At 49.7% G+C, this 18,725-nt stretch carries 18 protein-coding genes; 1 reads left to right on the forward strand and 17 read right to left on the reverse strand.

What is annotated here, in order from left to right:
• Nucleotides 1–174 precede the first annotated feature (174 nt).
• The 15 genes from BBB58_RS12445 to BBB58_RS12515 form a co-directional block, all read right to left on the reverse strand.
• Nucleotides 175–1,344 carry an AI-2E family transporter gene (locus tag BBB58_RS12445; protein WP_015881116.1) on the reverse strand — a complete coding sequence of 390 codons (1,170 nt, stop codon included), beginning with the start codon at nucleotides 1,342–1,344 and terminating at the stop codon, nucleotides 175–177.
• 110 nt (nucleotides 1,345–1,454) lie between these two features.
• Complete coding sequence (gene yihA / locus BBB58_RS12450; RefSeq protein WP_015881115.1) at nucleotides 1,455–2,048, reverse strand: ribosome biogenesis GTP-binding protein YihA/YsxC; 594 nt, start codon at nucleotides 2,046–2,048, stop codon at nucleotides 1,455–1,457.
• Complete coding sequence (gene lon, locus BBB58_RS12455; RefSeq protein WP_074037530.1) at nucleotides 2,049–4,349, reverse strand: endopeptidase La; 2,301 nt, start codon at nucleotides 4,347–4,349, stop codon at nucleotides 2,049–2,051.
• 72 nt (nucleotides 4,350–4,421) lie between these two features.
• Nucleotides 4,422–5,690, reverse strand: coding sequence for an ATP-dependent protease ATP-binding subunit ClpX (gene clpX, locus BBB58_RS12460; RefSeq protein ID WP_015881113.1), 1,269 nt, complete (start codon nucleotides 5,688–5,690; stop codon nucleotides 4,422–4,424).
• A gap of 211 nt (nucleotides 5,691–5,901) precedes the next feature.
• Complete coding sequence (gene tig / locus BBB58_RS12465) at nucleotides 5,902–7,194, reverse strand: trigger factor (RefSeq protein ID WP_074037532.1); 1,293 nt, start codon at nucleotides 7,192–7,194, stop codon at nucleotides 5,902–5,904.
• An 89-nt stretch (nucleotides 7,195–7,283) separates the two neighbouring features.
• Complete coding sequence (locus BBB58_RS12470) at nucleotides 7,284–8,195, reverse strand: hypothetical protein (protein ID WP_074037534.1); 912 nt, start codon at nucleotides 8,193–8,195, stop codon at nucleotides 7,284–7,286.
• 538 nt (nucleotides 8,196–8,733) lie between these two features.
• Complete coding sequence (locus BBB58_RS12475) at nucleotides 8,734–9,246, reverse strand: metallophosphoesterase family protein (RefSeq protein ID WP_015881110.1); 513 nt, start codon at nucleotides 9,244–9,246, stop codon at nucleotides 8,734–8,736.
• Nucleotides 9,247–9,251: 5 nt separating this feature from the next.
• On the reverse strand, nucleotides 9,252–9,842 hold the full coding sequence (locus BBB58_RS12480) for an XTP/dITP diphosphatase (protein ID WP_074037535.1): 591 nt from the start codon (nucleotides 9,840–9,842) through the stop codon (nucleotides 9,252–9,254).
• Nucleotides 9,839–10,588, reverse strand: a complete 750-nt coding sequence (gene rph, locus BBB58_RS12485; protein ID WP_074037537.1) for a ribonuclease PH — start codon at nucleotides 10,586–10,588, stop codon at nucleotides 9,839–9,841. Before rph ends, BBB58_RS12480 begins: the two co-directional genes overlap by 4 nt.
• The gene (gene racE / locus BBB58_RS12490) at nucleotides 10,581–11,384 is read right to left on the reverse strand and encodes a glutamate racemase (protein ID WP_074037958.1); all 804 of its coding nucleotides are present in this window, start codon (nucleotides 11,382–11,384) and stop codon (nucleotides 10,581–10,583) included. The genes rph and racE overlap by 8 nt, the downstream gene beginning before the upstream one ends.
• A gap of 112 nt (nucleotides 11,385–11,496) precedes the next feature.
• Complete coding sequence (locus BBB58_RS12495; RefSeq protein ID WP_015881106.1) at nucleotides 11,497–11,760, reverse strand: phosphocarrier protein HPr; 264 nt, start codon at nucleotides 11,758–11,760, stop codon at nucleotides 11,497–11,499.
• Nucleotides 11,761–11,834: 74 nt separating this feature from the next.
• Nucleotides 11,835–12,275 (reverse strand): acyl-CoA thioesterase, encoded by a 441-nt coding sequence (locus BBB58_RS12500; protein ID WP_074032771.1) that lies wholly within the window; start codon nucleotides 12,273–12,275, stop codon nucleotides 11,835–11,837.
• An 8-nt stretch (nucleotides 12,276–12,283) separates the two neighbouring features.
• Nucleotides 12,284–13,072 (reverse strand): succinate dehydrogenase iron-sulfur subunit, encoded by a 789-nt coding sequence (gene sdhB / locus BBB58_RS12505; RefSeq protein WP_193343274.1) that lies wholly within the window; start codon nucleotides 13,070–13,072, stop codon nucleotides 12,284–12,286.
• An 8-nt stretch (nucleotides 13,073–13,080) separates the two neighbouring features.
• A complete protein-coding gene (gene sdhA / locus BBB58_RS12510) occupies nucleotides 13,081–14,838 on the reverse strand; it encodes a succinate dehydrogenase flavoprotein subunit (protein WP_015881103.1) in 1,758 nt (585 codons plus the stop codon).
• Nucleotides 14,839–14,854: 16 nt separating this feature from the next.
• Complete coding sequence (locus BBB58_RS12515) at nucleotides 14,855–15,472, reverse strand: succinate dehydrogenase cytochrome b558 subunit (RefSeq protein ID WP_015881102.1); 618 nt, start codon at nucleotides 15,470–15,472, stop codon at nucleotides 14,855–14,857.
• 222 nt (nucleotides 15,473–15,694) lie between these two features.
• On the opposite strand from BBB58_RS12515, the gene BBB58_RS12520 reads away from it, so the two are divergent.
• A complete protein-coding gene (locus BBB58_RS12520) occupies nucleotides 15,695–16,087 on the forward strand; it encodes a YslB family protein (RefSeq protein WP_244150747.1) in 393 nt (130 codons plus the stop codon).
• A 24-nt stretch (nucleotides 16,088–16,111) separates the two neighbouring features.
• Here the strand turns inward: BBB58_RS12520 and BBB58_RS12525 are convergent, their stop codons facing one another.
• Nucleotides 16,112–16,888, reverse strand: coding sequence for an aminoglycoside adenylyltransferase domain-containing protein (locus BBB58_RS12525; protein WP_074037540.1), 777 nt, complete (start codon nucleotides 16,886–16,888; stop codon nucleotides 16,112–16,114).
• Entirely contained in the window at nucleotides 16,885–18,675 is a 1,791-nt protein-coding gene (gene uvrC / locus BBB58_RS12530; RefSeq protein ID WP_074037542.1) for an excinuclease ABC subunit UvrC, read from the reverse strand. The genes BBB58_RS12525 and uvrC overlap by 4 nt, the downstream gene beginning before the upstream one ends.
• Nucleotides 18,676–18,725: the final 50 nt, after the last annotated feature.

Below are 18,725 nucleotides of genomic sequence, written 5' to 3' on the forward strand. Positions count from 1 at the left end.
CCTCATCTAAAATCCACCGACGGTTGTCTCTTCTTTTTTTCAATCTCTACCGTACATTATAACAGTTCTTATCTGGTAACTATAATCTTCTGTTTGATTTTCCTGAAATAAAATAAGAACTTTTTGTGACAAAAAGAAGTAGAAATGGCGAAACTCCATTCCTACCCTTTTTTCTTATGGATTTGGCGAGTTCGGGTCCGTAATAATCGGACTCTCGGGCTCCTCTTTGTCTAAATAATGCTCACGTTCTCGTAATTTATAGATGCGAACGATATTCTGGACAACCGTTTTGGCGACCGCATAAAACGGTACAGCGATGAGCATTCCGATGATACCGGCCAAATTTCCTGCCACGAGCAAGACGATGATAATCGTGAGCGGGTGTACTTTTAACGACTTCCCTTGAATGAGTGGCGAGATGACGTTCGACTCAATTTGTTGCACGACGATGATGACAACGATGACCCATAATACCTTGATCGGATCTTGAATGAATGCCACGACCACTGCCGGTGCAGCCCCTAGGAACGGTCCAACGTAAGGGATGATATTTGTTACCATCATGAAGAGTGCGAGCAAGATGGCATAATCTACACCGACGATCCATAGACCGATCAGTGACGTGATTCCAACGAAGAATGCGACGAGCAACTGTGCATTGACGTAGCTCCGCACCGTCTCGTGCATGTCATGCAAGATGTGGCGCGTCTCTTTCTCATAGCTCGAGGGTAAGAGTTTGACGATAGCGTCTGGTAAACGTTTCCCATCGAGTAACATGTAAAGAAGCATGAACGGGATCACAACGATCGTGATAACCGCTGACGTCACGAAACCAACGACTTGCCCAAATGACGAGGCGATATTTCCGAACAGATCACCTAAGTACGAAGTGATGTTCGTTGTCAAGTTACGGAACATCTCGTCATTTTCTGCCATGAAGCGTGCAAAGAACTCATTTTGTAGCAACGTGTCACGGACAGCGAACGCCTGTTTCTGAAGTTCTTTTGCGATACTCGGCATAGCGTTGACGAGCGACGTGATTTGTTCGCCTAAAACCGGTCCGAGAATACTGAATACAAGTGTAAAAATAAGCACGAGTCCGATCAGTGTGATGGCTACAGCTAGTGTTCTCTTCCCTTTTAAGCGTTTCTCTAAGAAGTCGACAATCCCGACCAGGAAATAAAAGAAGAGTCCGGCCACAATAAGCGGAACCGTGACGAGTGCCAAAATAACTTGAATCGGTTCAAACACGAATGAGATCTGTGTCCCGACCCAAATGACTAAAAAGATGGTCAGCGTCCAAAAGAGGGCGCGATACCATTTGTTTTCAAACATGCGTTGCATTTCTCCACCTCGTTTACAATGATGACTATGTACTAACTATGATTATACGATAATTACCCGCTTGCGGGCTGACAAAAACAAAAAGGCGAAGGAATCCCTTCGCCTTCTCCTTATTCGCCTTCTGTGATGAGTGCGTAAATCGCTTTCCACGCCTCGTCTTTTCCTTCTGCCGTCTCGGCTGAGAAGGCGACAAAACGGTCAGATGGATCGAATTGAAGCTTGCGTTTCACCGCCGCCTCATGTTTTTGACGCTGACTCTTCTTGATTTTATCGAGTTTCGTCGCCACAACGATGACCGGAATCTCATAATGTTTCAAGAAGTTGTACATCGTCACATCGTCACCCGTCGGATCATGACGGATATCGACGAGTAAGACGACGCCGCGAAGCGCCTCTTGACTCGTCAAATACTGTTCCATCATGACGCCCCACTTCTCACGTTCCGTCTTCGATACTTTCGCATATCCATATCCCGGAACGTCAACGAACATGATCTCATCATTGATGTTGAAGAAGTTAAGGGTCTGTGTCTTCCCTGGTTTCGAAGACGTCCGTGCGAGCGCCTTCCGTTGGCAAATCTTATTGATGAACGACGATTTCCCGACGTTCGACCGCCCGGCAAGTGCCACTTCCGGCAATTCATGGACCGGGTAATGGTCTGGCGCGACGGCACTCGTCACAAACTCTGCTTTGTTGATCTTCATTTAATTTCCTCCAAATGCTACATCTAGTACTTCATCGAGTGTCGTCACGGGAACGAACGTCAATTTCTCACGAACCGTCTCTTGAATATCATCGATGTCTCGCTCATTATCTTTCGGAATGACGATGGTCGTCAACCCGGCTCGATGAGCAGCGAGCGCTTTTTCTTTCAATCCGCCGATCGGCAAGACACGTCCACGGAGTGTGATCTCACCTGTCATCCCGACATCACGATGGACTTTCTTCCCGGTCAATGCGGAAATCAAGGCCGTCGCAATCGTGATTCCTGCCGACGGTCCGTCTTTTGGCACGGCACCCTCTGGCACGTGAATGTGAATGTCTTGTCGCTCATAGAACGTCGGGTCAATCCCGAACCGCTCTGCGTTTGCACGGACATAGCTATATGCTGTTTGTGCCGACTCCTGCATCACATCACCGAGTTTACCCGTCAACTGAAGTTTGCCTTTCCCTGGAGCGAGCGCCACTTCGATTGTGAGCGTGTCGCCACCAAACGCCGTGTAGGCAAGGCCTGTCACCGCACCGATGGAGTCCTCGGTCTCCCCTTTTCCGTAGCGATACTTCGGCTTCCCGAGATACGTGATAATCGCCTTTTTCGAAATCGTGACCCGTTTCTTCTCCCCGATGGCGATTTGTTTCGCGGCTTTTCGGCAGAGTGATCCGATGACGCGTTCTAAGTTCCGGACGCCGGCTTCACGTGTGTAACGACGTACGACTTCATAGAGCGCATCTTCTTTAATCGTCAACTGACTCTTCTTCAATCCGTGCTCTGTCAACTGTTTCGGCACCAAGTGACGCTTCGCGATCTCTACTTTCTCAAGCTCCGTGTACCCACCGATTTGAATCAATTCCATCCGGTCAAGAAGCGGTGCTGGGATTTGTGAGACATCGTTCGCAGTTGCGATAAAGAGAACGTTCGACAAATCGAACGGTTCTTCAATGTAGTGGTCCGAGAAGGAGACGTTTTGTTCCGGGTCGAGCACTTCTAGCATCGCGGACGCCGGGTCCCCTCTGAAGTCAGAAGCCATCTTGTCGATCTCATCGAGCAAGAAGACCGGGTTTTTGCTTTCCGCTTGCTTCAGCCCACGGATGATCCGTCCTGGCATCGCACCGATATACGTACGACGGTGCCCACGGATTTCCGCCTCATCACGCACACCACCGAGTGAGACACGAACGAAGTGACGTTCAAGTGCCGAGGCGATCGAACGGGCGAGTGACGTCTTCCCGACCCCTGGAGGTCCGGCGAGACAGAGGATTGGTCCACGAAGCGAGTTCGTCAACTGGCGGACGGCCAAATACTCGAGGATACGGTCTTTTACCGATTCTAAGCCGTAATGGTCATCATCAAGGACGTCTGCCGCATGTTTCACGTCAAGCTTATCTTCCGTCTCAATGCCCCACGGAAGAGAGGTGACCCAGTCGAGGTAGTTACGGATGACCGCATACTCCGGAGACGTCTGCGGCACGACGTTCAATCGTTCCGCTTCACGCATGACGTTCTTCCGCGTCGTCTCTGGCAAGTCGAGCGCCTCTAGCTTCTCACGAAGGCGGTTCGGTTCTGACTCTTGCGTCTGGTCACCGAGTTCTTGTTGGATCGTCTTCATTTGTTCTCGTAAGTAGTACTCGCGCTGTGACTGCTCAATTGACTTCTTCGTCCGCTCACGCATCTCTTGCTCGAGCTCAATCACTTCGACTTCATGTGCGATGATTTCAAGCAGTTCAAGTCCTCGCTTGACGGCATCTGCCTCTTCGAGCATCGCTTGGCGAAGCTCGACGTCGACATCGAGTTTTGACGTGATATAGTCCGTGAGTGATTCAAGCCGCTCATACATCTCGAAACGGCGACGCTCATCTGGCGACATACCCTTAATGTTTGCGACGAGTTTTCCGAACTGTTCTTTCAACAGACGGACGAGTGCTGTTCGTTCAACCTCTTCCCCTTCTACGAGTTCGACCGGTTCGATGTTGGCGAACCAACCTTCATCCGTCGATTCGACCGAGTCGACACGGACGCGCTCTTTCCCGACGATCCGAACCCGAATCGTCTCGTTCGACAGTTCACTCATCTTCGCGATGTGGACACGCGTTCCAACCGTGTATAAGTCTTCAGGTTCCGGTGACTCGTTCCCTGTTTCTTTCTGTGTCACGACAATCAAATCTGTTTCATGCTCCTTTGCAGCAAGGAGCGCCCGAAGGGATAACGGGCGTCCGACATCGATGGTCACACCGATGAGCGGATATACGACGACTCCTCGCAAAGGAAGGATTGGTAATTTTTCCATATACAACGCCTCCTGTGCAAAAAGGCCCAAAACTCGGATGTGCCGAGTGTTTGAGCCTTCTTCGTTAAAGAATTATGCTGTCTCTTTGTTGTCCCCTGTCTGTTCGACAGTACCGTCACGAAGGACGTATTTCGGACCGGCAAGACCCGTAATCGTTTCATCCGTGATGATGACTTTCTCGATATCGTCACGCGATGGGACAGTGAACATCACATCGAGCATCATTTCTTCGATAATCGAGCGGAGACCGCGCGCGCCAGTCTTACGTTTGATTGCAAGTTTGGCGATTTCGATCAATGCTTCGTCTGTGAACGTCAATTCGACATCGTCAAGCTCGAGCATTTTCTCGTACTGACGGACGAGAGCATTTTTCGGCTTCGTCAAGATTTCAACGAGCGCTTCTTCATCGAGTGTCGTGAGCGTCGCCATGACTGGCAAACGTCCGATGAACTCAGGAATCAAGCCGAATTTTTGAAGGTCTTCAGGGAGTGCGCGGGCGAGCAAGTCCTCTTGCGTCAACTCGCGATTCTCTTGGTCGTTTCCGAAACCGATGACTTTCTTCCCGATTCGGCGTTTGACGACCGATTCGATGCCGGCGAATGCGCCACCGACAATGAAGAGAATGTTTGTTGTGTCGATTTGGATAAATTCTTGATGCGGATGCTTACGTCCACCTTGTGGCGGTACGCTTGCTGTCGTGCCTTCAAGAATTTTAAGGAGCGCCTGCTGAACGCCTTCACCGGATACGTCACGCGTAATCGATGGGTTTTCAGACTTACGGGCAATCTTATCGATTTCATCGATGTAGATGATCCCTTTTTCAGCCTTCTCGACATCATAGTCAGCCGATTGAATCAATTTAAGCAAGATATTCTCAACGTCTTCCCCGACGTAACCAGCTTCCGTCAAGCTCGTCGCATCCGCGATTGCGAATGGGACGTTCAAGACGCGAGCCATCGTCTGAGCGAGAAGCGTTTTTCCGCTACCCGTTGGTCCAATCATGACGATGTTCGACTTCGCAAGTTCGACATCATCCGAACGGCCACCGGCGTTGATACGTTTATAGTGGTTATAGACAGCAACTGAAAGCGCACGTTTGGCGCGGTCTTGACCAATGACATAATCGTCTAGGATGTTACGAATCTCTTGTGGTTTTGGAATGTCTTTGAATTCAACTTCTTCCTCTACACCGAGCTCTTCCTCAACAATTTCATTGCAAAGTTCGATACATTCATCGCAAATGTATACGCCAGGACCGGCGACTAACTTACGAACTTGTTCTTGCGATTTTCCGCAAAACGAGCACTTGAGTTGCCCCTTTTCCTCGTTAAATTTGAACATTCGATACACCCCTTCTGTGGTGAAAATGGATGTAAGTGCGATAAATCGCGATTTGAATTTTCTGGTGCGATGCACCGCGAAAAGACATTTTACATCTCTGCGTTGAAATAATTGTAGCATGAACATATTGCGACTTCAAAGAATTACACATGCAATGTGCTGTGACAGAAAAAAGGACGACCGCTAGGCAGTCGTCCTTTCGAATATCAGCTTACTTCGCTTTACCGTTTTCAACGAGGATGTCGATCGCTTTACGGAATTTGAGGTCACCTTTAAGTGTCTCAAGTCCACCTTGCGGAGCGAGCATCGTACGGAGTTGGTCCGGGGCGATGTTGTAAAGTTTAGACATTTCTTCAAGCTCTTTCTCAGCATCTTCGTCAGATACTTCGATTGCTTCTTTGTCAGCGATTGCTTTCAAGACGAGACGAGCTTTTACGCGCTCTTCAGCTTGCTCTTTCATCTCTTCGCGCATTGCTTCTTCAGAAGTACCAGTGAGCTCGAAGTACATGTTAAGGTCGATTCCTTGTGAAGATACACGTGAACCGAACTCTTGTACCATGCGGTCAACTTCTTGTTCAACGAGAACTTCCGGTACGTCGATTGTCGCGTTAGCAGTTGCCTGCTCTACGAGTTGGTCGCGCATTGTACCTTCAGCTTCTTGTTTCTTACCAGCTTCTAAACGCTCACGGATGCTTGCTTTTAACTCGTCGAGTGTCGAAACAGACTCGTCGATGTCTTTTGCAAACTCGTCGTCGAGTTCAGGAACTTGTTTTGTTTTGACTTCGTGAAGTTTGACTTTGAATGTCGCTGGTTTACCCGCCAAGTTTTCAGCGTGGTACTCTTCAGGGAATGTTACTTCAACGTCTTTTTCTTCACCAGCAGTCATGCCGATCATTTGCTCTTCGAATCCTGGGATGAATTGACCAGAACCGATTTCGAGTGTGTAGTTCTCAGCTGTGCCGCCTTCGAACTGCTCACCGTCAGCGAAACCTGCGAAATCAAATACAGCTGTATCGCCGTTTTCGATTGCACCTTCTTTAACAGCTAGTTCTGCGCCTTGCTGTTGAAGTGCTTCAAGTTCTGCTGTTACTTCATCTTCTGTTACTTCAGTTGAAACAGCTTCGTACTCGAGGCCTTTGTATTCGCCAAGCTCAGCTTCTGGCTCAACCACGAATGTCACTTTGAAAGTGACTGGTTTACCTTTCTCGAGCGTGCCGTCTACATCGATGTTTTCGAGCGCGATTGGTTCGAAACCAGCTTCTTCAACCGCACCTTGGATTGTGTCGCGGTAGAGAATGTCGAGCGCATCTTGATAGAGTGCTTCTTCTCCATACATTTTGTTGAACATTGGGCGTGGCAATTTACCTTTACGGAAGCCAGGCACGTTCAAGTCTTTGACGACTGTTTTAAATGCGGCGTCAACTGCTTTATCAAAAGCTTCTGCAGGAGCTTCGTACGTGAGTACGCCTTGGCTACCTGATGTTTTTTCCCATTTTGCTGTCATGCTAAGTCCCTCCAACAATTCGTTTATACCGTACAAAAATGTACAACAATCCGTATTATAGCATAAATCCTCGGTAAGCACACAAGGATTTAGTCTAATAACGCCTGTGTAAAGCGAAGGTCCGCCTCTAAAATCTCCGCGGCTAAACCGTCGACCGGTTCGTCATGTAAAATCGCTTGTTTCGCCTTTACGAGCGCCTGTTCCACATCCGCTTTTTCGGTCGGCACATACGGATAATGCGTATACATGTAATTCATCAACAGCTGGGTCCCGATCTCATCGCCTTCAACTGATTTTTGAAGAGAAAAGACGGTCTGCTCCCACGTTTCAATCTGCGCTTTTGCTTCCGTTCGTGTCACCTTGTTCGAAACGTCCCCATCCGTCCATTCGATGACATCTAGTTCGACAAACGCTTTTTCCAACACGATCAGTTTGACGAGCTTCGGACGCTCCGACACGAGCAGTTCATGTAGCACATTGTCGAGCACCGGGTCGATTTGAAAGTGAACATGTTGTAATGCTTCAATCTGTTCCCCCGTACTCCCTCGCGTCAGCGTTCGTTTCAACTTGGCAATTGCCGCCGGAAATTCGGTCATCTTCAACACTTGAAGTACCTGATGTGCCTGTGTGTTTACCGTATCCTTCTTGTCCTGCCATTCGAGATACTGGTTGATCCAGTGCGCCGCTTCAAACGGTTGGTCACGCATGATGTAATACTGCGCAATCTGCAACCCACCTGAGGCCGGTTCTTCCGCCTCGGACATATGGATGCTGACGAGTTCCTGCAGCTTCTCGAGTGTCTCTGGATCGTCCGGCCGTTCCATTGCACATTGGAAGATTTCCATGAAAATAAACGGGTCACCTGGAATCGTCTGATACCAATCCCATAAAATCGGTTCGATCCGCTGTCGTTCCCCAGAAGCATCTGCCTCCTGAATCATCTTATGCAGACGCGCCCAATTCCCAGGGAACGGATAGTCCTGATCCTTTTCCTTCTCCATCTTCCCTCACCCTCTCTTCCATTCCCCTTCATCTTCCGTTAGGACGCGATTCCTTGTCAATCGATTTCCCGGAAAATGAAAAAAGAGACGTTCTCCGTAGAGAGCGTCTCTATTTTAATGGAAGCGTCCCAAGAGGGATTCGAACCCCCGACCGACGGCTTAGCTTACCACCATGACTTTCGTCACCAACATCGTGTTGTTTGTAGTCTGGACTATATCTTCACCGTTTCAGGTGCGACACGTGTAGTCTCTACGGAACCTCACGAGCATGATGCTCCTCCATTGATTCTACCTCTACATGCATAGACATTCGAATCAACTCGACCCAATCGGGAATGAGTTTCCTCGGTATTACCATCAGCATCATCTGTTAAGGCTTCACCGATATAGTGTCGTCCACTTTATAGGTTTCTGTTTCCCTATAAAGGCTCCTATTTGTCTTGAAGGCCGTTGCTCTATCCTGCTGAGCTATTGGGACATTGACATGAAAACTATAATAGAAAAATGGTTTCCTGTCAATCGATTTCCCATTCGAAACTCATAGTTTTCCTGAGATGTCCAAGTCTTCGACGTGAGAACCGTCTTCTGAACGATAGAAACGCACTGTTGCTTCCCCCGCTTCGAGATCGAGTAACGCATACGTTTTGTCCGTCCGTCCTCGCGGCATGCGAATCGAACCTGGGTTGATGTAGACAACCCCGTCCTCGATCAGCGCACCCGCCACATGCGAGTGACCGAACAAGACGACATTCGCTCCCACTTCTTCCGCTCGATACCGTAGACGGTTCAAATCGAATTTGACGTCATGATGGTGCCCGTGAACGATTAAAATCGTACCGGCATCCGTCGTCTCGATGCGTTCGAGGGGAAGATCTCCACCGAAATCACAATTCCCCCGAACCGTTCGATAGGGTAACAAATGTTCATCGACAAGAGCGAGTTGTGAATCCCCGCAATGGAAGGCGTCATCAATTTCCGCCTCGTGCCTTTCAAAAATCGTCGTCAACTCTTCGGTCAAACCATGACTATCACTCACTATTAGAAAACGCATAAGCTTCATCCTTTCATGAATGGTATGATTTCTGCCTCCAGTTTTCGTAGTGCCTGTCCACGGTGGCTGACGACCGCCTTCTCGTCACGCTCCAACTCTGCCGCTGTCTTATGAAGCGATGGGACGATAAAGAGTGGATCGTATCCGAAGCCATTTTCGCCTTGTGGGGAATAACCGATTGTCCCTTCGATCGTTCCACGAACGGTCAACGTCTCTCCGCTCGGTTTTGCGAGACAGAGCGCACAGACGAAACGAGCCGTACGATTCGTTTCTCCGTTCAATTTTTCAAGAAGAAGCGCATTGTTTGCCTCGTCTGACTTTTCTGGACCTGCAAAGCGGGCTGAATATACTCCCGGTGCCCCGTCAAGTGCGTCGACTTCAAGACCGGAGTCGTCCGCCAGAACGGCATGTCCAAAATAAGCTGCCGCCTCGGTCGCTTTTAACGCCGCGTTCTCTTCAAACGTCGTGCCGGTCTCTTCCGTCTCTGGTGCATCCGGATAGTCGAGTAGTGATTCGACCTCGAACCCGAGCGGCGTCAGCATTCCTTCGAGTTCTTTCACTTTTCCAGGATTGTGTGTCGCAATGATCAACTTCATAATGTCTCCTCCGAACGTTCTCCGACGTACCACCAAGAAGCACCGAGTGCCGCTTCCGCCGTCTTGAATAATGATTCGATGCCGTGTTGCGCGAGCGTGAGCATCTCGTTCATCTCTTGTAGCGTGAACGTCGCCTCTTCCCCTGTACCTTGTACTTCGACGAATCGTCCGCTTGCCGTCATGACGACATTCATATCGACCTCTGCCGCAGCGTCTTCTAGGTAATCCAAGTCCAAGACGAGCTCATCGGTCCGTCCGACAGAAATCGCAGCCACCCCTTCTTTAATGGGTGTGTCGCCAAGTTTCCCTTGGCGAATCAAGCGGTCGACGGCCAACACGAGCGCGCAAAAGCCACCTGTGATGGAAGCCGTCCGAGTCCCGCCATCCGCTTGAATGACGTCACAGTCGATCCAAATCGTTCGTTCGCCGAGGCGTTCTAAGTCCACGACCGAGCGGAGCGACCGACCAATCAGACGCTGAATCTCCATCGTTCGTCCCGACTGTTTTCCGCGTACCGCTTCTCGGACAGTACGGTCTCCCGTCGCCCGTGGTAGCATCGCATATTCTGCATTGATCCAACCTTGTTTCTTTCCACGAAGGAAATTTGGTACGCGCTCTTCCACAGTTGCGGTACAGATGACTTTCGTATCGCCGATTGATATTAAAACGGACCCTTCCGCATGTTTGTTCACGTGCGGCACAATCTCGACTGCGCGCAGTTCATCAAATCGTCTCGCTTCACGCAATGCCGGTCACCTCGACTTTCTCCGCATGAACCGGACGTCCGAGCCATTCGCTCGCGAGTCGGTCAAATAGTTCGATGTCACCCGTCGCATAGAAGGAATGTGCCGGGACTGCATCCAACCCGTTTTCAAGTTCCTGATAATCGAGCATCGCTGCCACTTCAAGTGCCGTCTCGTCACCTGATGAGATGAGGTGGACGTCCGGTCCGACCACATCTTGAATGACCGGAGCAAGTAGTGGGTAATGCGTACAACCGAGAATCAACGTATCCATCTCGGATGGTTGAAGTGGACGAAGCGTCTCCTCCACCACTTGTCGCACGCGCTCTCCAGACACTTCTCCAGCCTCTACGAGCGGGACGAACGGTGGGCACGCGAGTGAATACACATCGACCTCACCTGCTACGTGACGTAACGCCTTCTCATATGAACCGCTTTCAATCGTCATCTTCGTACCAATGACACCGATATGCTTGTTGCGCGTTCCTTTGACAGCCGCGCGGGCACCCGGGTCGATGACACCGATGACCGGGATGTCGAGACGTTTGCGCGCCTCCTTCAATACGACCGCTGTCGCCGTATTACAGGCGATGACAATCATTTTAACGTCTTTCTTCAATAAAAATTCAATCAATTCCCATGTATATGCTTCAATCTCATCGTGCGGACGCGGCCCGTACGGACAGCGTTCTGTATCTCCGATATAGACGATTTCTTCTTTAGGGAGTTGGCGCATCAATTCTTTGACTACCGTCAACCCGCCGACTCCTGAATCGAGAACTCCAATCGCTCGTTTCATTTTCATCACTTCCATTCTCACCTATCTTACCAAAAAACCTCGGACGGAAAAAGAAACGTTCCCATGACAAAAAAAGACGAGGTCGCCAGTGGCGCCTCGTCCCTTACCCGAATTACTGAGCAAGACCTTCGCTAGTGAGCATGTCAGAAAGCGTGTTGATCGCTTCTTCTGCATCTTCACCTTCAGCAGTGATCTTGATTGTAGAATCTTTTGCGATACCGAGTGAAAGTACACCCATGATCGACTTCAAGTTAACTGTTTTACCATTGTACTCGAGGTTGATGTCTGATTGGAACTTAGAAGCTGTGTTAACTAACTGAGTAGCTGGACGAGCGTGAATTCCTGAATCAGCAACGACTGTGAACGTTTTTTCCATGAGATGATGGTCTCCCTTCAAAATTCAATTCTACAGGCGAACCAGCAGAATATTTTTTGTTTGTGAACTCATTATCAAATGATAGCGGATTCGCAAAAATTCTGCAAGCGGTTTTTATATTCCGGAGTCCATTCCGTAGGACGACCTTCCTTCGTTAAATGAACGAGGCTTGTCCGTCCGGCGAAAAGGAGTTGCTCTCCGTCATATGCCCCGTAATGAATATCACATGAAGTGTTTCCGACCGTCAAGATATTGGCATGCACAGTCAGCTGTTGACGTGGCATGACTTGTCGAACATAGTCACATTGCGCATCGGCGACAACGACGAATCCGTCCTTTAAGGAGAATCCTGTCGCCTCTAACAACTCGATCCGGGCATCTTCGAAATAGATGAACGGAATTGTGTTGTTCATGTGACCATACGGGTCGCACTCCGAAAAGCGGACTTTCACATCGAGCGCGACCCCTGCTTTGACACGTGTTTCCCAACCTGGCTCTCGAAAGTACTTGGTCATCGGCTCGCTTACGCCTCGACCGCAGAACCGGTGCGACCTTTGTCACTACCAAAGAACTGTTTGAACGAGTGAAGCGTCGTTTGACGGTTCATCGAAGCGATTGACGTCGTGAGCGGGATGCCCTTCGGACAAACTTCGACACAGTTTTGTGCGTTTCCGCATTGCATGATGCCGCCGTCTTCCATGAGTGCCTCGAGGCGGTCTTCCGCGTGGAAGGCACCTGTTGGATGTGAGTTGAAGAGTCGGACTTGCGAAATCGCCGCTGGACCGATGAAGTCCGATTTGTCGTTCACGTTCGGACACGCTTCAAGACAAACACCACACGTCATACATTTCGATAGTTCGTACGCCCATTGACGTTTGTTCTCCGGCATACGCGGTCCTGGACCGAGGTCGTATGTGCCGTCGATCGGGACCCATGCCTTCACTTTTTTCAACGCGTCGAACATGCGTTGACGGTCGACTTGAAGGTCACGGATGACCGGGAACGTCTTCATCGGTGCAAGACGAATCGGTTGCTCGAGCTTATCGACGAGTGCCGTACACGACTGGCGCGGCTTCCCGTTGATAATCATCGAACAGGCACCACATACTTCTTCAAGACAGTTCATGTCCCAGTTGATCGGTGTCGTCTTGTCCCCGTTCGCATTGACCGGGTTACGGCGGATTTCCATCAATGCCGAGATGACGTTCATGTTTGGACGGTATGGTACCGTGAATTCTTCCGTATACGTCGCTTGATCCGGTCCATCTTGGCGTTCGATAATGAAGCGGATGTCTTTTTGTTCAGATTGCATTGGCGTCGTCATTTCGTCTTCGCCCCTTTCTTCGAGTAATCCCGTTTACGTGGCGGGATTAACGAAACATCGATGTCTTCATACGAGATATCGACTTCCCCATCTTTGTAACGTGCCATCGTCGTCTTCATGAACTGCTCATCATTACGTTCCGGGAACTCCGGTTTGTAATGGGCACCACGGCTCTCGTCCCGCTTGAGCGCGCCAAGTGTGATGACGCGTGCGAGGTCGAGCATGTGGTCGAGTTGTCGAATGAACGATGCCCCTTGGTTGCTCCAACGTGCCGTATCCGTAGCTGAAATCTTATGGAAACGTTCACGCAATTCTTGGATTTTCTTGTCGGTCGCTTCAAGTTTGTCATTGTAGCGAACAACTGTGACGTTGTCCGTCATGAGTTCACCGAGTTCACGGTGGATCTGATAAGCATTCTCTGTTCCATCCATCGCAAGGATGTTGTTGAATCGCTCGATTTCTTCACGTTCATTGAAGTTGAAGAGCGCTTCTGAAACGCTTTCTGTCGCTTGATCGAGACCACGCATGTAGTTGACTGCCGCAGGCCCTGCTTCCATTCCGCCATGAACGGCTGAAAGAAGAGAGTTCGCACCTAGACGGTTCGCACCGTGCATCGAGTAGTCACATTCACCGGCTGCGAAGAGTCCTGGAATGTTCGTCATCTGATCGTAGTCGACCCATAGTCCGCCCATCGAATAGTGGACTGCCGGGAAGATTTTCATCGGTACTTTACGCGGGTCGTCGCCTACGAATTTCTCGTAGATTTCAAGGATTCCACCAAGTTTGATGTCAAGTTCTTTCGAGTCTTTGTGAGACAAGTCGAGGTAGACCATGTTCTCGCCGTTGACGCCGAGTTTTTGGTTGACACATACATCGAAGATCTCACGTGTTGCGATGTCACGCGGTACGAGGTTTCCGTATGCTGGATACTTCTCTTCGAGGAAGTACCACGGCTTCCCGTCTTTGTATGTCCAGACACGTCCACCTTCCCCACGAGCCGATTCACTCATGAGACGAAGTTTGTCATCCCCTGGAATCGCCGTCGGGTGAATCTGGATGAACTCCCCGTTCGCGTAAACCGCGCCTTGGCGATAAACCGCTGCCGCTGCTTGTCCTGTGTTGATGACCGAGTTTGTCGACTTACCGAAGATGACCCCTGGGCCACCTGTCGCCAAGATGACCGCGTCCGATGGGAACGCTTTAATTTCCATCGAGCGCAAATCTTGACATACCGCACCGCGGCAAATGCCTTCTTCGTCGATGACCGCACGAAGGAACTCCCAGCCCTCATACTTCTCGACGAGACCTTGCGCTTCGTAACGACGAACCTGCTCATCGAGTGCATAAAGAAGTTGCTGTCCTGTCGTCGCTCCGGCGTATGCCGTACGGTGGTGAAGCGTTCCACCGAAACGACGGAAGTCTAAGAGACCTTCTGGCGTACGGTTGAACATAACGCCCATCCGGTCGAACATGTGAATGATTTTCGGAGCATTCTCCGCCATCTTTTGGACAGGCGGTTGGTTGGCGAGGAAGTCGCCTCCGTAGACCGTGTCGTCAAAGTGTTGCCAAGGAGAGTCACCTTCCCCTTTCGTGTTGACGGCCCCGTTAATCCCACCTTGGGCACAAACTGAATGTGAACGCTTGACCGGTACAAGCGAGAATAGTTTTACCGGAACACCCATCTCTGCCGACTTGATTGTCGCCATGAGTCCAGCTAGACCGCCACCGATGACGATCAAACTTTGATTTGCCATGTAAAATTCCCCCTAATTACAAGATGCCTGCAAACGTCAAAATCGAACGGATGCCGACAAAAGATAGTGCCAAGAACACGACACCTGATACGTAGCTCATGAGACGTTGCGAACGAGGTGACTGTGTGATACCCCACGTGATCGAGAACGACCAAAGACCGTTCGCGAAGTGGAACGTAGCCGAAAGGATTCCGACTATGTAGAAGATCAACATGAGCGGGTTGTCGACGATGTTTTGCATCATCTCCGCATTGACTTCTACCCCGCGCAATTTCGCAAGACGCGTTTCCCAAACGTGCCAAGCGATGAAGATCACGAGGAAAACTCCTGTGAAGCGTTGGAAGAGATACAACCAGTTGCGCGCGTATGAATAGCGGTTCGAGTTGATTGACCCGAGAAACGCGTAGTACACGCCGTACACCCCGTGGAAAATCATCGGCAATGCGATAATTGTCACTTCAAGGAAGTACAAATACGGTAAGTTCTCCATGAATTTTGCTGCTTTGTTGAATGACTCCACCCCATCGACGATGTAGTAGTTGACCGATAAATGGACGATCAAAAACAAACCGATTGGAATGACCCCAAGTAGCGAATGGACTTTACGACTGAAATAGTCACGATGCGCTGCCATTCTAGTTCCCCCTTTTCACGAGCATTGGCTCGTATTGTCAATAAAAGCGTTTTCAAATGCAGATATAGCTTTCTGTCTCCTATTCTACTCTTGTGAAAATTGTATGACAAGACAACCTAGCCGATTTGTGCCACATTCTTTTCAAAATTACAGGATGACCAAATTCCAATTGGTCGTTATAATGATATAGAGAGATTGGAGTGATGGGATAGAATGGAAACGATGAGCCAACCAACTTTCGCGATTGAACTGCTTCGCGACTATGTGTTGACGGATTTGCTTGGCGAAGATTACGCCCAAGTCATCTATTGGTCAGGAAAACGGGTCGCCCGTAAGTTCCCGACGATGTCCGACGATGAACTGACTGCTTTCTTCGCAGAGGCAGGTTGGGGAGAGTTGACAATCAAGAAGGAACGTGGGAGCAAGTTTACTTATGAATTGATCCCACCACCTGCGACTCAGGCCAAAGCGACAGGTTATTATCAGCTTGAAGCTGGATTTTTAGCCGAACAGATTGCTGGTCGTTTCCAGTGCGTCGCGGAAGGTTACGCCGATCCAACCCGAAAAGCTGTCCAAATCACCGTCCAACTAGACCGAAAAGACGACTACAAATAAGAGTCGATGCCAACGCATCGACTCTTATTTTTGTTTCCGCTGAAGTTGTTGACACATGTAGCGACGGAATTCATTGAGTTCTTGTCGATGAAACGTCACACTTCCCCCTTCATAGCTCCGAGTCGCCTTACGAACAACTTCGACAATATTTCCTGGAAAATGTCCGTTATTCACTAACCAATGGAGTGCTTCTTGTTTTGAGAGCAGAACACGTTCTTGTTCATAGGCCAGGCCACGTATCAAGTTCAATACGCTATACACCGTCTGTTCTTCAATCGAGTCAAGACAATCGAGCGCATCCGCTCGAATCGCATCAGAAAAATGAGCTGAATCGAATCCAGAAAGGAGTTTATGAAGTGGTTGCCCTCGCCATGTGATACCACGCTCTAAAATCACTTGGACGTGAGCCGCCAAATCAGGATCGGTGAATCCTTGTTGCAATTCGGTTCTTTCTTCCCTACTAGCTTCTTCAAAACGTGAACGCCACCCTTCACTATAGTGAAACTCAAAAGGACTTGGATGATACCAATCTTTTAGCTGCGCCATCGTCATGATGCTCAGTTCGAGCGGATATGGTTCGTTGGAGTACGAGAGACAGCAGTCGATGAGTTTTTGTCGTTCCTCCCGAGTCAATGCGTTTGATACGACGAGCAACAAATCTACATCACTTTGTTCCGGATGAAAACCACCCATCGCCAGTGAACCGTGGATATATATATGCTGAACAGTTGGTAGGAACCCATCGATCGCGTTTATGAAAGAAGCGATGAAGTTTTCTACGTTTTTTGAAACCTCTCTCATTCATCCGTCTCCTCGTGCACGTATTGAAGTACGGTCTCCGCTAATTTTTCTGGCAACCCTGCTTCCTTCAATTGTTCGAGTGATGCCAGACGAATCTGTTTCATCGACCCGAAATGGCGGATGAGCTGTTGACGACGCTTCGGACCGACACCCGGAATCTCATCAAGTATCGACTTCGTCATCTTCTTCGTCCGTAGGCTGCGGTGGAACGTGATGGCGAAACGGTGGACCTCATCTTGCATCCGCTGCAACAGATAAAAGGCGCTCGATCGTGGATGGAGCTCGACAACGCCCCCACCTTCTCCGAACAACAGTTGGCTCGTCCGATGTCGGTCATCTTTTTTGAGCGAGCCGACCGGCAAGTCGAGCCCGAACTCATTTTGAATGACGTCGAGCGCCGCATTCAATTGCCCGACCCCCCCATCAATCAGTAGGAGATCGGGTAATCGTTTGTCTTCCGTCAAGAGACGGCGGAATCGTCGACGGACGACTTCACGCATCGTCTCGTAATCGTCCGGTCCTTGGACCGTCCGAATTTTATACTTCCGATATTCTTTCTTGAGCGGCTTCCCGTCTTCAAAGACGACGAGTGCCGACACGGCGTCCGCGCCCTGAATGTTGGCGTTGTCGATGATGTCGACACGTGACAAGTTGGGAATCCCGATCGCTTCACCAAGTTCACGCATCGCAAGCAATGTCCGTTCTTCATCTCGGGCGAGCAACTCGAACTTCTCGTTCAAGGCGATTGTCGCATTCTTCGTCGCCAAATCAAGCAGCTGTTTCTTCGCCCCTCGTTTCGGCTGCATCACTTTCGTTCCGATGGCGTCATTCAGTAAATCAAGCCGGACCGTCTCTGGTACAAGAATCTCTTTCGGCACGACGTTTTGTTCATAGAACTGAACGATGAAACTTTCGAGTTCTTCCGAAGGCTCTCCATGCATCGGGAAGAGTGAGACATCGCGCTCAATCATCTTGCCGCCACGCATATAGAATACTTGAACGCACATCCAGCCTCGGTCGAGAGTATAGCCGAAGACGTCACGCGCTGTCGGGTCGGCCGTGATCATGTTCTGTTTGTTCATGATCGATTCGACTGCTCGAATTTGGTCGCGTAGTTCAGCCGCCCGTTCAAATTGCATGTCCTCAGCGGCACGTCCCATCTCGACATTCAGCTTCGCGAGCGTCTCACTCGTCTCACCATTCAAGAAGCGGCGAATCTCGTTGACAATCTCTTTTTGCGAATCCGTATCGACTGCGAGCTCACAAGGTCCCAGACATTGCCCAATGTGATAATACAAACAGAGCTTTTTCGGCATCGGCTGACATTTCCGCAGCGGATACAGTTTATCGAGCAGACGTTTCGTCTCGTTCGCCGCGTATGCGTTCGGATACGGTCCGAAGTAATGTCCGCCGTCTTTTTTCAATTTCCGTGTCGTCAATAGACGCGGATACGGTTCGTTCGTAATTTTGATGTACGGATATGTTTTGTCGTCTTTGAGGCGAATGTTGTACTTCGGGTCGTGCTTTTTGATGAGCGTCATTTCGAGCAATAACGCCTCGAGTTCACTCGCCGTCACGATGTACTCGAAGTCACGAATCTCTGCGACGAGGCGCATCGTCTTGATGTCGTGTGCGCCCGTGAAGTAAGAACGGACCCGATTCTTGAGGTTTTTTGCCTTCCCTACATAGATGACCTCACCATATTCGTTTTTATGCAGATAACAACCCGGTTCGTCCGGGAGCAGCGCTAATTTATGTTTAATGTGGTCGGTATGACTCAATTCCATTCACCTCAGTTTAGCTTCCTCCTGGACGGGAAAAAGAGTGTGATATCTCG

The organism is Exiguobacterium profundum (genome assembly GCF_001909285.1).
In the GTDB taxonomy this organism is placed as follows: Bacteria; Bacillota; Bacilli; order Exiguobacteriales; family Exiguobacteriaceae; genus Exiguobacterium; species Exiguobacterium profundum.

What these genes read in the sequence shown, in the direction of transcription:
- sdhB (WP_193343274.1), bottom strand. Translation starts at nt 13,072, where the DNA reads ATGCAATCTGAACAAAAAGACATCCGCTTCATTATCGAACGCCAAGAT.
- BBB58_RS12515 (WP_015881102.1), bottom strand. Translation starts at nt 15,472, where the DNA reads ATGGCAGCGCATCGTGACTATTTCAGTCGTAAAGTCCATTCGCTACTT.
- sdhA (WP_015881103.1), bottom strand. Translation starts at nt 14,838, where the DNA reads ATGGCAAATCAAAGTTTGATCGTCATCGGTGGCGGTCTAGCTGGACTC.
- lon (WP_074037530.1), bottom strand. Translation starts at nt 4,349, where the DNA reads ATGGAAAAATTACCAATCCTTCCTTTGCGAGGAGTCGTCGTATATCCG.
- tig (WP_074037532.1), bottom strand. Translation starts at nt 7,194, where the DNA reads ATGACAGCAAAATGGGAAAAAACATCAGGTAGCCAAGGCGTACTCACG.
- BBB58_RS12480 (WP_074037535.1), bottom strand. Translation starts at nt 9,842, where the DNA reads ATGAAGTTGATCATTGCGACACACAATCCTGGAAAAGTGAAAGAACTC.
- BBB58_RS12500 (WP_074032771.1), bottom strand. Translation starts at nt 12,275, where the DNA reads ATGACCAAGTACTTTCGAGAGCCAGGTTGGGAAACACGTGTCAAAGCA.
- BBB58_RS12470 (WP_074037534.1), bottom strand. Translation starts at nt 8,195, where the DNA reads ATGGAGAAGGAAAAGGATCAGGACTATCCGTTCCCTGGGAATTGGGCG.
- racE (WP_074037958.1), bottom strand. Translation starts at nt 11,384, where the DNA reads ATGAAACGAGCGATTGGAGTTCTCGATTCAGGAGTCGGCGGGTTGACG.
- BBB58_RS12525 (WP_074037540.1), bottom strand. Translation starts at nt 16,888, where the DNA reads ATGAGAGAGGTTTCAAAAAACGTAGAAAACTTCATCGCTTCTTTCATA.
- BBB58_RS12495 (WP_015881106.1), bottom strand. Translation starts at nt 11,760, where the DNA reads ATGGAAAAAACGTTCACAGTCGTTGCTGATTCAGGAATTCACGCTCGT.
- BBB58_RS12475 (WP_015881110.1), bottom strand. Translation starts at nt 9,246, where the DNA reads ATGCGTTTTCTAATAGTGAGTGATAGTCATGGTTTGACCGAAGAGTTG.
- uvrC (WP_074037542.1), bottom strand. Translation starts at nt 18,675, where the DNA reads ATGGAATTGAGTCATACCGACCACATTAAACATAAATTAGCGCTGCTC.
- yihA (WP_015881115.1), bottom strand. Translation starts at nt 2,048, where the DNA reads ATGAAGATCAACAAAGCAGAGTTTGTGACGAGTGCCGTCGCGCCAGAC.
- BBB58_RS12445 (WP_015881116.1), bottom strand. Translation starts at nt 1,344, where the DNA reads ATGCAACGCATGTTTGAAAACAAATGGTATCGCGCCCTCTTTTGGACG.
- BBB58_RS12520 (WP_244150747.1), top strand. Translation starts at nt 15,695, where the DNA reads ATGAGCCAACCAACTTTCGCGATTGAACTGCTTCGCGACTATGTGTTG.
- clpX (WP_015881113.1), bottom strand. Translation starts at nt 5,690, where the DNA reads ATGTTCAAATTTAACGAGGAAAAGGGGCAACTCAAGTGCTCGTTTTGC.